Origin of the sequence: Lactonifactor longoviformis, assembly GCF_042848515.1 — a bacterium.
Classification (GTDB): Bacteria; Bacillota; Clostridia; order Lachnospirales; family Lachnospiraceae; genus Lactonifactor; species Lactonifactor longoviformis.
The window spans coordinates 1,282,543-1,296,503 of the sequence record NZ_AP031453.1 but is presented as its reverse complement, the minus strand read 5'-3'; the positions used below and the strand labels follow the sequence as shown (position 1 = coordinate 1,296,503).

Sequence of the window (13,961 nt, the reverse complement as noted above, 5' to 3'; positions counted from 1 at the left end):
ATGCCTCATTTATTTCTCTACTACTTCCAGAACATCCATAGGACAGGCCTTTGCACAGATACCGCAGGCAATGCATTTGGATGCAGCAGGTGAATCTTCTGCTTTTACCATCACGCCGAATGGACAGACCTCTGCGCATTTGCCGCAGCCTGTACAGAGTTTTTTATTTACTGTATATACCCCTTTCGCATTCTGTGTGATAGCTCCTGCTTCGCAGACTTCTGCGCATTTTCCGCACTGTGGACATACCATAGGCTTCGGTGCACCTTTTTTCTCTACGATTTCGATGCAGGATTTGCCAGGATCAAACTCTTTGTAGAAAGCATTCGAGCAGGCTCTCACACACTCCAGACATGCCATACAGGTTGACCCTTTTTTCACCGTTAGTTTTTTCATTAGAAATTCCTCCACCTTCACATAAATTATTGTTAAACTTTAATCATACCTGTAGTGTATCATTAATGATGGAATTTCTCAAGTAGAATTTGGGGGTTTTATGTCCTATTTTGTCTTGTCGTAATAGACCATAGCCATGATTTCTAAAGGCTCGTCATTTGGGTTTTCCAGGCTGTGGCTCTGTCCCACTTCGATCACACAAACATCCCCCGGAACCACCTCTGTTCTGCTGCCGTCATTGTCTGTAAAAACACCTTTACCGCTAAGTATGTAATAGGGTTCGGTTTCTCCTATATGCTGATGCATCCCGATAGAACTGTGGGGATGAATCACTACTTTTGCCAGCATCTTCCCATGTCCCAGCAGTTCCTCCTCTGATACGATGTGATGAAAGGTAACGCTTCCTTCCCCTCCTCTTACGTTCGATTTTGTGGCGATTGTCGCTTTTCTTACCATCTTTGGTACCTCCTGTAATCTTCATTTTCCATATTTCCAGTATACGTAAAAAAACAGAAATACGCAAGCACAGACTCTGTGCGGGTAACAGACTGACCTCTGGAATGCTTTCCGCATCTTCCACAGAGACAAGCATAAGTTTCCTATGTAATAAAAAAGGAACTTTGCACTCTGCAAAATTCCGGAAATAAAAAAAGCGCGAGACGGGACTCGAACCCGCGGCCTCGACCTTGGCAAGGTCGCGCTCCACCAACTGAGCCACTCGCGCATGTCATCAACGACAATAGTTAATATACTATAACTTGAATGAATTGTCAATGACTTTTTTCGATTTTTTCCTGTCCTTTTTTCTTGTCCCTATAGTAAATATTCTACTTGTTTATTATAATAGGAGAAACAGATAATCTTGGAGGTACTATCATGGATTCATCAAAAATAGCATTCTATCTGGAGCAGTCCAGAGATCTTTTTATACAGACAAGCAATACCATATGGGAGTACGCAGAAACCAGATTCGAAGAACATAAGTCCAGTAAACTTCAGGCTGACGTTATGAAACGTCTTGGATTTGAAGTATGCTTCCCCAGCAGTTCTCTTCCCACAGCCTTTCGCGCAAGGTACGGCACTTTGGGGCCTGTTATCGGAATTCTGGGTGAATATGACGCGCTTCCCGGGCTCAGCCAGAAGGCAGACTGTCCCTCTCAGCATCCCCTGGTTTTTCAGGGCAGCGGCCACGGATGCGGGCATAATCTTCTGGGGACAGCGGGTATGGCTGCTGCTTTGGCTGTCAAGCATTATATTGAGGATACCGGAATATGTGGTTCTGTGATTTATTACGGCTGTCCCGGGGAAGAAAACGGAGCAGGCAAAGCCCTCATGATTGAAGAGCATTTTTTTGATGAAACAGACATTATGCTGTCCTGGCATCCCCATTATAAAAGCGGACTTTTTAACAATTCTCTTGCCAATGTGCGGGTGACCTACACCTTTCACGGCAAAAGTGCCCACGCGTCACTGGCCCCCCATCTTGGGCGGAGTGCGCTGGATGCCTGTGAGCTTATGAACATCGGCGTAAATTACCTCAGGGAGCATATGCTGCCAGATGCAAGAGTTCACTACGCCTATCTGAACGCCGGAGGAACCGCACCCAATATTATCCCTGCCGAAGCACAGGTTTTTTATGCGATCCGCGCCCCAAAAGACAGAGACACCAGGGATCTGAAAGAGCGAGTGGACAATATTGCACAGGGTGCTGCGCTGATGACCGGCACACAGGTAACCATCACGCAAAACGCCTTATACCGAAGCTTTCTCCCAAACCCCACACTGGATCAGCTTTTGATAAAACATCTGAAAGCCAGCACGCCGATCCGCTATACTGAAGAGGAAATCCGCTATGCCAGAGCTTTTCAGCTGGAAGGAAGCCTTCCCAATGCAGAGCTTTCCATAGATCCCTATCCGGATCTGACGCTGGACCGTAAGAGCGGCATCTCTACTGATGCAGGAAATGTAAGCTGGGAGGTACCCAGCGGAAGTTTTATGGTTAACTGTTATGCCAACGGGTCTCCCCTGCACCACTGGACCGTAACTGCCCAGGGCAAGGCTTCCATTGCACACAAAGGAATGCTGACTGCCTCACGTATCTTATCCTCTGCCGCTGCAGAGCTTCTGGAAACCCCGGAACTTCTCCACAGTGCCCGTGAGGATTTTAAAAAAGCCAGATCTGCAGTTTTGTAGTACGCAAAAAGCCCGCAAGAACTTTTCGTTCTCAAGGGCTTTTATGGTTTTAAGATAGCACTTAACATATACTGGTTATTAGGAAAGTTTTTATGGCTGATATCCTCCAGGCGGATAAGATCTACCTCCAGCCACAGTTCTTCCGCAACCAGCATCAGGTGAGAAAACATGACGCCAAAATTAAATTCTTCCCATTTTCCCAGATGGTTCATATTATGCTTTTTTGCAAAGATGTGAATCCTGCTGTCATAGACCACAAACCGCCAGGGCTGGCTATTCATGCTCGAGGGAGCAAGACGTGCACCTTCCAGAAGCTGGTTCATCCACTGACGGGGCACTTCTTTGTAAACGCTGAGCTCCTTCAGATCCATGCGCTTGGCCTCTGCTGCCTTCCGGTAAGGACTGCCTTTGCATTTTCCAAACGCCAGCATAATGACAAATTTCTTGTCCCCCAGTTTTCCCATACCAGGTTTGGGCTTCGCGCTGCCCACAAAACAGCTGCCTAGCCCCTTGGAGCAGATAAAGAGACTCATTTGCTCCATAATATAGCCTGCATTCATCAGCGCTTTATCCTTTTCTTCCGTATAAATTGCCATATAATAAGGTGCTTTTACCCCAAAAGGATTCAGTGATATCTGATGCTTCTTGGTATTATCTATTACTGTAATTTCTGTCTGGATTCCTGCATTCAGCCCCTCAATTTCTTTATGATAGTCGCATATTTCCTTTAAAAGCTGAGGACTGATGGGTTCCATCTCGTAATTTCGGATGGATTTCCTGACGAATATTGCCTCATACAAGTTCATACTCTCACCTTTTTAATCATTCTGTAACAATATTGTAACATACTTTTTCCCAAATGCAATGCCAAATTTATTATTATTTTATTAATGTTTCTATGCAATATGCTCAAACTCGGTTTTTATCTATAACAGGTGCTCCAATTCCTGCAAATATTCCTGGAATACCTTCAGTGCGTCCTTCACCGGCTCCGGCTTTGTCATGTCCACCCCGCATAATTTCAGGAGGTCTATACAGTCCATAGAACTGCCCCCGCTGAGAAATTCTTTATATTTTTCAACAATTCCCGGCTCCTTTTTCAGAATCTTGCTGCTGATAGCAATGGCTGCAGAAAACCCGGTGGCATACTGATAAACATAGAAGGGAGTATAAAAATGGGGGATTCTGGCCCACTCCAGAGCAATCTCCTCATCCAGCACTACCCCGTCTCCAAAATACTCTCTGTTCAGATTATAGTAGGTTTCATTCAGCCATGCAGCATTGAGAGTACCCCCATTTTCTACTTCTTTATGCGCCTTCTTTTCAAACTCGGCAAACATAGTCTGGCGGTACAGGGTCCCTTTAAACTGATTCAGAAAATAATTAATCAGATATGCCTTTTCCCTTTTATCACTTGTATGTTTCAGCAAATGGTGTATGAGCAGCGCTTCGTTGCAGGTAGAGGCCACTTCCGCTACAAATATTTTGTAACCGGCATAGAGGTATGGCTGCTTCTCATCCGAATAGCTGGAATGCAGAGCATGCCCCATCTCATGTGCAAGGGTAAATACCTGGTTCAGATTCTCCTGATAATTCAGCAGCACATAGGGATGCACCCCATAAGCCCCCCAGGAATACGCACCTGTTCTTTTTCCCTGATTCTCATATACATCAATCCAACGGTTTTCAAAGCCCTCTCTCAGCCGGCCGGCATATTCCTCCCCCAGGGGAGCCAGGCCATCCAGAACCATCTCCTTTGCCTTGTCAAAGGGTATCTTCATATCTACATCATCTACCAGCGGTACATATACGTCATACATATGAAGTTCTTCCACTCCCAATGCCCTCTTCCTCAGTTCCAGATACCGGTACATCAAATCCATATGGCTGTGCACCGTCTGAATAAGATTATCATACACCTCCGTGGGAATTTTGCTGCCGTCCAAAGCAGCTTCCAAAGATGATCCATACTTTCGCTCTCTTGCCTCGAATACTGCATGGCGTACATTGGAATCAAACGCGGCAGCCAATGTGTTTTCAAACTGCCTGTAGGTATGATACAAGCTCATAAAGGCATCCCTGCGCACCTGCCGGCTGCTGCTCTCCAGGTATCCGGCATAGCGGCCGTGGGTCAGGGGAACTTCATTGCCTTCCTCATCGGTAATTGCGGGAAAGGTAATGTCCGCATTATTAAACATACTGAAAATATTTCCCGGACCCTGCGCAAGCTCGTCTATTTTAGCCATGAGTTCTTCCATCTCTTTTGTGAGGGTATGCTCCTTTTGACGGATGATTTGATTCAGAAAGATTGTGAACGGTTTTAATCTCTCATCCTCCTCTATAAATATATTCAGCTTCTCCTGGGGTATGTTTAATATCTCCGGTACAATATATGCGGTTTTACTGTTCAGCAGAGTCATGAGAACCTGGGCTTCTCCGGTGAGTTTCTGGCTGGTACTGTCGGCAGTATTCTCATGAAGCCTCTGATTGGCGTATACATACAGCCTTTCAAAGAGCTGGCTCGTACTGCTGTATTCTTCCAGCATACCGGAAAGAACGCCGCTGCTCTCTCCAAGTGATCCCTGATACTGCTCCAGCTTCTCTATCTTATGTCTGAGTATCTCTGCATCCTTTTCCCAAGCTTCCCTGCTTGGATATAAATCTTCTATGGCCCAACGGTCTTCTTCCTTTACTTCCTCTCTCTTCCATACACTCTTGCTTTCTGCCATGATGATTCCTCCGTTAATTTTCTTCTTTCAGTATACTATAAACCATTTTCTTTGTCATTATCCTTGACAAGAAAGAAAAAATCGATTATGATTGTATTAAATCATTAATACAATAGTACAGGAGGTGTTCATTAATGGCTTGGAATCTTAGTTCCGAACGCCCGATATATGCTCAAATTATCGAAAAGATACAACAAGATATTATATCCGGGAATTATGCTCCGGGAGACAGGCTCCCGTCAGTGAGGGATTTGGCATCAGAAGCTGCCGTCAATCCTAATACCATGCAGAAGGCTTTGACAGAACTCGAGAGAACCGGTCTGGTATTTGCCCAGAGAACCAGCGGACGATATATCACGGAGGACATTATTATGATTCAAAAAATGAAAGAAGAAATTGCGTCAGCCCATATTAAAGAATTTCTGGATAAGATGGCGCAGCTGGGATTTAAAAAACAGGAGATTATTGATCTGATCACGCAGCTGGAGAAAAGCGACAAGGAGGAGAATGAATGAGCCAGATATTAGAGTGCAAGAATCTTACCAAGTCTTATGGTACTAAGACAGCACTTGCCAATATTAACCTATCCTTGGATAAAGGAAAAATCATCGGTCTGCTTGGCCCAAATGGAAGCGGAAAGACTACGCTGATTAAGCTGATTAACGGTCTTTTGGTACCCACCAACGGGGAGGTCCTGATAGACGGTATGGCACCAGGTGTGGATACAAAGAAAATTGTCTCCTATCTGCCGGAGCGGACATATCTGGGAGACTGGATGAGTGTGAATGACGCCATCAGCTTCTTTGTGGATTTTTATGAGGACTTTGATCGGAGCCGCGCTTATGATATGCTGGAGAAGCTGAATATTAACCCCAGCGACCGCCTCAGAACTATGTCCAAGGGCACCAAAGAAAAAGTACAGCTAATCCTGGTCATGAGCCGCAGGGCTAAGCTCTACTGCCTGGATGAACCTATCGCAGGCGTAGATCCTGCAGCCAGAGATTACATCCTTTCAACGATTATTAATAACTATGCAGAAGATGCCACCATCATCATCTCCACCCATTTGATCTCAGATGTAGAGAATGTACTGGACGATGTTATATTTATTCAGTACGGTCAGATTAAGCTGATCTCCTCTGTAGACGAGATCCGGTATGAGAGAGGCAAATCTGTAGATGGTTTATTCCGGGAGGTATTCAGATGTTAGGAAAATTGTTTAAACATAATTTAAAACAGGTATCCAAGCTGCTGATACTGATACATGGGGCGCTGCTTGCATTCTCTGTAATAGGAAGAATTATTTTCTCAATGGCATTAAACGGGGAGGGCGACTTCAATACCGCATCCGCAGCCACCAGTCTCATCACTGCAGTCTATATTCTGCTGTATGTACTGGGAATCTTCTGCATAGCAGTTATGACCTATATATTTCTGGCCCGTGACTTCCAGAAAGGCATGTTTTCCAATGAAGGCTACCTTATGCATACGCTCCCGGTAACGCCTGCCCAGCATATATGGTCCCGCTGCTTTGTATTTATCATCTGGGGACTGATTGACATGATAATCATATGCGCCTCCCTGGCAATCATTTTTATCAACTCTTATACCATGCAATATCTGCCTGAATTCTTTCAGGAATTCTGGAGTGCAATGCTGACAGCCTTTGGAACCTCAGAGTTCTTTAGTACAATATATATGCTTTTGACCATGCTTATCAGCGTTTTCTTTAACATCTTTATGGTATACTTTGCTATTTGTCTGGGAAGTCTCTGCAAGACACATAAGATCCTGGGAGCCATCGGTTCCCTGGCAGGGATCTATCTGGTACTGCAGATTGTAGGCGTCATCATGATGCTCACTCTGGGATGGAGTCCTTACTCCGTCAACTCGAACAATGCATTAATAGCTACCACATCCACCACTGGGATGTCACCAGCGTTTATGGGCTTTTCCATAGTATTCGACTTACTGCTCACTGTAGGATTTTATCTTGGAATCCACTATATATTGTCCAGAAGACTGAATCTGGAATAAAAAAGCGAAAAAGGGGACGTGTTCCTTCTAGAAAGAACACGTCCCAAAATAGATCCTGGGTGTCCCAAATTCAACATGGCCTGTCCCCAATTGCTTACCCTTCTATAATCTTCACATAGTAGTTCCGATTTCTGGGTCCGTCGAATTCACAAAAGTAAACGTCCTGCCAGGTTCCCAGAATTATTTTTCCTTCTTCAACAATCAGGGTGGCTGAAGCCCCCATTGCAGAGGATTTCATATGGGCATGAGAATTTCCCTCGCAGTGCCGATAAACCCTGTCATTTGTGGGAAATACTTTCTCATAGCCATAGATCACATCTGTTACTACATCCGGATCTGCATTTTCATTGATGGTTATCCCTGCGGTGGTATGGGGACAGTACACTGCAACTATCCCTGATCGGATGCCGCTGTTCTTTATGTCTTCTCTTATCTGTCCGGTAATCTTTACCATAGTCTGAGGTTTTTGAATGGTGAGTGAATGTTTGAATAGATTCATTTTCTGCCTCCTATTCCCCTGCTTCTTTCTGTTCTTTTTCTACTATCTTTATCTGCTTGTCCACATCTTTCTTGAATTGCTTCCATGCGTCTTCGTGCTCAACATAATACTTAGGGCATATCTTCCCGGTAACATCATAATGGCGGATGACATCGTCTGACTTCAGTGAAAACCGCTCACAGAGCCATCCCGTGAGTTCCACCAGTGACTGATAGGTAGCTTCATTGAAATGGCCGCTCTCGTCCGGATGACAGCACTCGATAGAGAGCGTATCGCTGTTGCGCTCATTTGACGCATAGGATATCTCATTGCTGGGGATACACTGTACAACTTCTCCGTCCAGGCCAATGACAAAGTGACTGCTGGCTTTTGTCTCCTGGCTGTCTTTCAGACCCTCAAAGTAATCCCTGTTATTCTGAGCCGAAGTCCCTGGATTAGCTGTATAGTGAATTACAATACCCTTAATCTGCTCCAGCGCAGTACCTGGCCTTGAATACGGATTCACATCCAGCAGCTGGACATCCAGAAGCGGTGCTCCCACAAAAGACACCTTTTTGTCATCCATAGCAGCCGTCCTGGCTTCCTCTCTTTTATTCTTTACTGTCTTTACCGTAAGACAGAACAGAATCACTCCCAATAGAACGATCCCAAATAGTATTATGTTGCGTCTTACCTCCAGCTGCCTCTTCCGATATCCGGCACTGCGGCGTCTTTTCCTTCGTCTTTTACCCCTTACCATATACTTATCCTCTGCCAAAAAGAGGGAGGAGGCACCCCTTTGCCTCCTCCTCGTATTTTACTCGTCTACACTGTAGTTCGGTGCTTCTTTTGTTATATGAATATCATGTGGATGAGATTCTTTCAGTGAAGCGGCGGAAATCTTAATAAATTTTCCTGTTACCTTTAAAGTTTCAATGTCCGGTGCACCGCAATAGCCCATACCAGAACGAATCCCTCCAATGAGCTGGAATACCGTGTCTTCCACATGTCCCTTATATGCCACACGGCCTTCCACACCTTCCGGTACCAGTTTTTTCGCATCTGTCTGGAAATAACGATCCTTGCTTCCATTCTCCATGGCTCCTATAGAACCCATACCGCGATAAACTTTATACTTTCTGCCCTGGTATAATTCAAAGGTACCTGGGCTTTCATCACATCCTGCAAAGATACTTCCCATCATGCACACATTAGCCCCTGCTGCAATAGCCTTTGTCATATCTCCGGAGTACTTGATTCCTCCGTCTGCAATTACCGGTGTTCCGGTCTTCTTTGCCTCTCCATAGCAGTCCATAACTGCTGTAATCTGAGGAACACCAATCCCTGCCACCACTCTTGTGGTACAGATAGATCCCGGACCGATTCCTACCTTGACAGCATCCGCACCTGCTGCAATCAGATCTCTGGTTGCCTCTGCCGTGGCTACATTTCCTGCAATAACCTGAAGCTCAGGATAAGCACCTTTAATCATGCGAAGTGTGGAAAGAATATTCTCGGAATGGCCATGAGCAGAATCTATAACAATGACATCTACCCGCACCTTCACAAGGGCGTCCACCCGCTCCATCACATTCTTAGTAATTCCCACAGCAGCTCCGCACAGCAGTCTTCCCTGGGCGTCCTTTGCTGACAGCGGATATTTAATCTGTTTTTCAATATCTTTGATGGTTATAAGCCCTTTCAGATTGAAATCATCGTCTACAATAGGAAGTTTCTCCTTTCTGGCTTTTGCCAGGATTCGCTTCGCCTCCTCAAGTGTGATTCCCTCTTTTGCTGTTATCAGGCCTTCAGATGTCATAGATTCTTTGATTTTTTTAGAAAAGTCCTCTTCGAACTTAAGATCACGGTTGGTAATAATACCTACCAGTTTTCTTCCCTCTGTGATAGGAACACCGGAAATACGGAATTTCGCCATTAAGTTGTTGGCATCTTCCAACGTATGCTCTGGTGATAAGAAAAATGGGTCTGTAATAACACCGTTTTCAGAACGTTTTACCTTATCTACTTCCTCTGCCTGCTGCTCCACAGACATGTTCTTATGAATAATGCCTATACCGCCCTGTCTTGCCATAGCAATTGCCATGCGATGTTCTGTTACAGTATCCATTCCTGCACTCATCATAGGAATGTTTAATTTAACTTTTTTGGTCAGATATGTGCTTAAATCTACCTGATTCGGAGTTACCTTTGAGTATGCCGGAACTAGAAGTACGTCGTCAAAAGTAATGCCTTCACCAATTATTGTACCCATTTATTCTCTCCCTTTCGTTTCTATTTATTTTGGTTTTGTTCCCTAGTGTAACAAAATTCGACAAAGGTGTCAATCCATAAAAACTTTTCTGGGATTTGATTTCTGTATGTTGCTGAGCATCTTTTCGTCGAATTCCAACAAAACTTTACACAATTCCTGACCATCAGGTATAATCATGGCATAAATTTTGTGGGATGGATCCTGCGACGAATAATCCAAAACTTTCAATCTGCTGTTATTATTATAATAATCCATTCTGTGAGACTTCACAGGCGCCAGGATCTCCATCTTACCCGTATCCAGGCTTTTCACTTTCTTTCTCTTGGTCTTTGCTGCGATTCTGTCGATATCAAGTTCGCCGTTAACATAAAGATACTCATATTCCAGATCCAGATTGGGGAATACAAAGTAATCCGCAACTCCCAGCCCGATAGCCGCAATAAATAAAAGAGGGTGTATCATGATTCCTGAAAATACTGCCACAACAGTGAGCGCCAGCATTCCGATTTTAACTGCCATATCTTTGCCGGTACTCTGCTTTTTTACCAAAAATTCTGAATACAAATCACTCATGGTTTCTCTCCTTGTACATTCTTAGAAACTGTCTTCATTCTAGCACAAAGCAGGGCTGACGTCTACGACGCCAGCCCTTAGAAAGTCTTAAAATTCTGTGAAGCTTACATCATTCCAGGAGCTGCTGGAGCTACCGGAGTATCTTCTTTAATATTAGATACAACAGATTCTGTTGTTAACAGAGTAGATGCAACACTGGTAGCATTCTGTAATGCACTTCTTGTTACTTTTGCAGGATCCAGAATTCCTTCTTTAATCATATCTACATACTCTTCTTTCAGAGCATTAAATCCAACGCCTGTCTCGGATTCTTTTACTTTATTGACAATAACAGAGCCTTCCAGACCAGCATTGGCAGCAATGTGGTACAGAGGAGATTCCAGAGCTTTTAATACGACTACAGCACCAGTCTTCTCATCGCCGCTTAATGTCTCTGCCAGCTCTTCAACCTTCTTGGAAGCATGGATATATGCGGATCCGCCTCCTGCGATAACGCCTTCCTCCGCTGCTGCGCGTGTTGCTGCAAGAGCATCTTCCATACGAAGCTTAGCTTCCTTCATCTCAGTTTCAGTAGCGGCACCTACACGGATAACAGCTACGCCGCCTGCAAGTTTAGCAAGTCTTTCCTGTAATTTTTCTTTGTCAAACTCAGATGTTGTCTCTGTAATCTGTCCTTTAATCTGGCTGATTCTTGCGTCAATGGCTGCCTTATCGCCTGCTCCGTCAACAATAACTGTATTTTCCTTCTCAACTTTTACAGATTTTGCACGTCCCAGCTGATCCATGGTAACTTCTTTTAAGTCAAGACCTAATTCATCGGAGATTACCTGGCCGCCTGTTAAGATAGCAATATCTTCTAACATAGCTTTTCTTCTGTCGCCGTAGCCCGGAGCCTTAACAGCTGCAACATTAAAGGTTCCTCTTAATTTATTTACAATAAGTGTGGTAAGAGCTTCGCCCTCTACGTCTTCAGCAATAATTAACAGTTTAGCGCCTGTTTTTACAATCTGCTCTAACAGTGGAAGCAGTTCCTGAATGTTAGAGATCTTCTTATCTGTGATTAAGATATATGGATCATCCAGATTAGCTACCATTTTGTCCATGTCAGTTGCCATGTAAGCGGAAATGTATCCGCGGTCAAACTGCATACCCTCTACTAAATCCAGTTCTGTCTTCATTGTCTTAGACTCTTCAATGGTTATAACACCGTCTCCGGATACTTTTTCCATAGCATCTGCAACTAATTCTCCCACTTCGTCATCACCGGCAGAGATTGCTGCAACCCTTGCGATCTGATCTTTTCCTTCTACTTTTCTGCTCATGGAAGCAATAGCCTCTACTGCTGCATCTGTAGCTTTTTTCATTCCCTTTCTCAGGATGATTGGATTTGCACCAGCTGCAAGGTTCTTGATTCCTTCATGAATCATAGCCTGTGCAAGTACCGTAGCTGTTGTAGTACCATCACCAGCCACATCATTTGTCTTGGAAGCTACTTCCTTGATTAACTGAGCGCCCATATTTTCAAATCCGTCTTCCAGCTCAATTTCCTTCGCAATGGTGACACCATCGTTAGTGATAAGAGGTGCGCCAAAGGATTTGTCCAGAACTACGTTTCTTCCTTTTGGTCCTAATGTCACACGTACTGTATTTGCTAATTTATCGGCACCATTCTGCAGTGCCTCTCTTGCTTCTGCTCCGTATTTAATCTCTTTTGCCATATCTATCATTCCTCCTGGTTTTTATGATTTATTCTACTACTGCTAAGATGTCGCTCTGTTTTACAATGATAAATTCTTCATCGTCTAATTTAACTTCTGTACCGGCGTATTTGGAATAGATTACCTGATCTCCTACTTTCACTTCCATCTTTACTTCTTTGCCGTCAACAACTCCGCCCGGTCCTACTGCAACAACCTCAGCCTGCTGGGGTTTTTCCTGTGCCTGACCTGGTAATACGATTCCTGATTTTGTTTTTTCTTCAGCTTCTAACTGTTTTAAAACGACTCTGTCTCCCAATGGTACTAATTTCATAATCTATTGCCTCCTTAAAATATTTTCTGCTTTTATTAGCACTCATTTACATCGAGTGCTAACCGTTAGTCATATATTAGTTAATCTTGAAAAAATCTGCAAGTTTCTGAAAGAGATTCTATAGCATCTATTCTCTTGTTATCTCTTTTTATCTCGTGTTTTCTCTCATTTTCTCACTTTCTTAAATTTTACCTGATTTTATATTTATTTTATAATTCCATCTTTATCCTATGCCATTTAAGAAGAAATTAAACATTTTTTCTTTTCCGCGGCAAAGGCAGCAGCAAAATAACATAAAAAAGGAACTGCAGATACCTAACAGCTCCTTTTATAGTTCAAAACAAGCATTATTTTTTAACTATTTTCCGTTTTTTAATCTCTTCCAGCTCATCGAATATAACTTCATTGAGCACCTTGATATAGGTTCCCTTCATCCCTGAGGATCTGGACTCAATAACGCCGGCGCTCTCAAACTTTCTGAGCGCATTTACAATCACAGACCGTGTAATGCCTACCCTGTCTGCAATCTTGCTGGCCACCAGAATTCCCTCATCCCCGTCCAGCTCGTCAAAAATATGAATAATAGCTTCCAGTTCTGAGAATGACAGTGTACTGAATGCAGATTTGACAACCTGTATCTTACGATTTTCCTCAGCATTCTCTTCATGTACGGAACGCATCATCTCAAGTCCTACCACAGTGGTACTGTATTCACTCACGATTATATCCTCAATATCGTACTGCTTACCGCTTCTGTACATAAAAACAGTACCCAGGCGTTCCCCGGCAATGTCAATTGGGTTAATGATAGCCATGTATTGTTTTACATGCTCCCCTTCAAATCCCAAAGTCTGAAGATTTACGTTTTCTTTCGTAGAAAGCACTCCCAGAAATCTCTCATTCAGGAGAGTATCAATAAAGCCTCCCACCTCGTCTTCAATCAGCTCTGTAATCTCTTCTACTCCCTCGCACAGTCCTACGCCCAGCACCTTACCTTTTTTGCTGAGTACCAGAATATTCGACTCCAGTGTTTCTACCATAACTTCACAGATGTCGTTAAATAATACCTTTGAGGAATTATTATTGTGCAGCAATTTGTTTATCTTTCTCGTCTTATCCAATAGTTGTACGCTCATGCTGAACCTCCTTTCTTTTGTCCTAAATATGAGTAATAAAATAAAATTCTCCCATTTGCTTTATTCTATCATACAATTGGCGGCAAATCAATGTCGTCGCCAACGGATTTATACTT

At 43.7% G+C, this 13,961-nt stretch carries 15 protein-coding genes and 1 tRNA gene; 4 read left to right on the top strand and 12 right to left on the bottom strand.

Annotated features, from left to right (window positions below):
• Positions 1 to 9: 9 nt before the first annotated feature.
• From ACGHCT_RS06025 to ACGHCT_RS06015, 3 genes are all read right to left on the bottom strand, one after another.
• Positions 10 to 396, bottom strand: coding sequence for a 4Fe-4S binding protein (locus ACGHCT_RS06025; RefSeq protein WP_072849090.1), 387 nt, complete (start codon positions 394 to 396; stop codon positions 10 to 12).
• Positions 397 to 501: 105 nt separating this feature from the next.
• The gene (locus ACGHCT_RS06020) at positions 502 to 852 is read right to left on the bottom strand and encodes a cupin domain-containing protein (RefSeq protein WP_072849092.1); all 351 of its coding nucleotides are present in this window, start codon (positions 850 to 852) and stop codon (positions 502 to 504) included.
• Positions 853 to 1,047: 195 nt separating this feature from the next.
• Positions 1,048 to 1,120: transfer RNA gene (locus ACGHCT_RS06015), tRNA-Gly, on the bottom strand.
• A 152-nt stretch (positions 1,121 to 1,272) separates the two neighbouring features.
• On the opposite strand from ACGHCT_RS06015, the gene ACGHCT_RS06010 reads away from it, so the two are divergent.
• Positions 1,273 to 2,589 carry an amidohydrolase gene (locus ACGHCT_RS06010; RefSeq protein ID WP_390438874.1) on the top strand — a complete coding sequence of 439 codons (1,317 nt, stop codon included), beginning with the start codon at positions 1,273 to 1,275 and terminating at the stop codon, positions 2,587 to 2,589.
• A 41-nt stretch (positions 2,590 to 2,630) separates the two neighbouring features.
• On the opposite strand, the gene ACGHCT_RS06005 is transcribed toward ACGHCT_RS06010, so the two are convergent.
• Both ACGHCT_RS06005 and pepF read right to left on the bottom strand, forming a co-directional pair.
• Positions 2,631 to 3,395 (bottom strand): nitroreductase family protein, encoded by a 765-nt coding sequence (locus ACGHCT_RS06005; RefSeq protein ID WP_072849096.1) that lies wholly within the window; start codon positions 3,393 to 3,395, stop codon positions 2,631 to 2,633.
• 120 nt (positions 3,396 to 3,515) lie between these two features.
• Positions 3,516 to 5,318 (bottom strand): oligoendopeptidase F, encoded by a 1,803-nt coding sequence (gene pepF, locus ACGHCT_RS06000; RefSeq protein WP_072849098.1) that lies wholly within the window; start codon positions 5,316 to 5,318, stop codon positions 3,516 to 3,518.
• Positions 5,319 to 5,452: 134 nt separating this feature from the next.
• Here pepF and ACGHCT_RS05995 point away from each other — a divergent pair, with 134 nt between their 5' ends.
• From ACGHCT_RS05995 to ACGHCT_RS05985, 3 genes are read left to right on the top strand one after another with little or no spacing between them, the layout of a single operon-like run.
• Positions 5,453 to 5,833: a GntR family transcriptional regulator gene (locus ACGHCT_RS05995; protein WP_072849100.1), complete on the top strand. Its 381-nt coding sequence runs from the start codon at positions 5,453 to 5,455 to the stop codon at positions 5,831 to 5,833.
• Positions 5,830 to 6,528 (top strand): ABC transporter ATP-binding protein, encoded by a 699-nt coding sequence (locus ACGHCT_RS05990; protein WP_072849102.1) that lies wholly within the window; start codon positions 5,830 to 5,832, stop codon positions 6,526 to 6,528. Before ACGHCT_RS05995 ends, ACGHCT_RS05990 begins: the two co-directional genes overlap by 4 nt.
• Positions 6,522 to 7,355, top strand: a complete 834-nt coding sequence (locus tag ACGHCT_RS05985; protein ID WP_072849104.1) for a hypothetical protein — start codon at positions 6,522 to 6,524, stop codon at positions 7,353 to 7,355. Before ACGHCT_RS05990 ends, ACGHCT_RS05985 begins: the two co-directional genes overlap by 7 nt.
• 94 nt (positions 7,356 to 7,449) lie before the next feature.
• Here ACGHCT_RS05985 and ACGHCT_RS05980 read toward each other — a convergent pair whose 3' ends face one another.
• From ACGHCT_RS05980 to codY, 7 genes are all read right to left on the bottom strand, one after another.
• Entirely contained in the window at positions 7,450 to 7,854 is a 405-nt protein-coding gene (locus tag ACGHCT_RS05980; RefSeq protein WP_072849106.1) for a secondary thiamine-phosphate synthase enzyme YjbQ, read from the bottom strand.
• A 10-nt stretch (positions 7,855 to 7,864) separates the two neighbouring features.
• Positions 7,865 to 8,593, bottom strand: coding sequence for an N-acetylmuramoyl-L-alanine amidase family protein (locus ACGHCT_RS05975; RefSeq protein WP_072849360.1), 729 nt, complete (start codon positions 8,591 to 8,593; stop codon positions 7,865 to 7,867).
• A 57-nt stretch (positions 8,594 to 8,650) separates the two neighbouring features.
• Positions 8,651 to 10,105 (bottom strand): IMP dehydrogenase, encoded by a 1,455-nt coding sequence (gene guaB / locus ACGHCT_RS05970; protein ID WP_390438870.1) that lies wholly within the window; start codon positions 10,103 to 10,105, stop codon positions 8,651 to 8,653.
• 69 nt (positions 10,106 to 10,174) lie between these two features.
• Positions 10,175 to 10,678, bottom strand: coding sequence for a DUF6106 family protein (locus ACGHCT_RS05965; protein WP_072849110.1), 504 nt, complete (start codon positions 10,676 to 10,678; stop codon positions 10,175 to 10,177).
• A 104-nt stretch (positions 10,679 to 10,782) separates the two neighbouring features.
• Positions 10,783 to 12,396, bottom strand: coding sequence for a chaperonin GroEL (groL, locus tag ACGHCT_RS05960; RefSeq protein ID WP_072849112.1), 1,614 nt, complete (start codon positions 12,394 to 12,396; stop codon positions 10,783 to 10,785).
• A 28-nt stretch (positions 12,397 to 12,424) separates the two neighbouring features.
• Positions 12,425 to 12,709: a co-chaperone GroES gene (gene groES / locus ACGHCT_RS05955; protein WP_072849114.1), complete on the bottom strand. Its 285-nt coding sequence runs from the start codon at positions 12,707 to 12,709 to the stop codon at positions 12,425 to 12,427.
• A 347-nt stretch (positions 12,710 to 13,056) separates the two neighbouring features.
• Positions 13,057 to 13,845 (bottom strand): GTP-sensing pleiotropic transcriptional regulator CodY, encoded by a 789-nt coding sequence (codY, locus tag ACGHCT_RS05950; RefSeq protein WP_072849116.1) that lies wholly within the window; start codon positions 13,843 to 13,845, stop codon positions 13,057 to 13,059.
• Between the last annotated feature and the right edge of the window lie 116 nt (positions 13,846 to 13,961).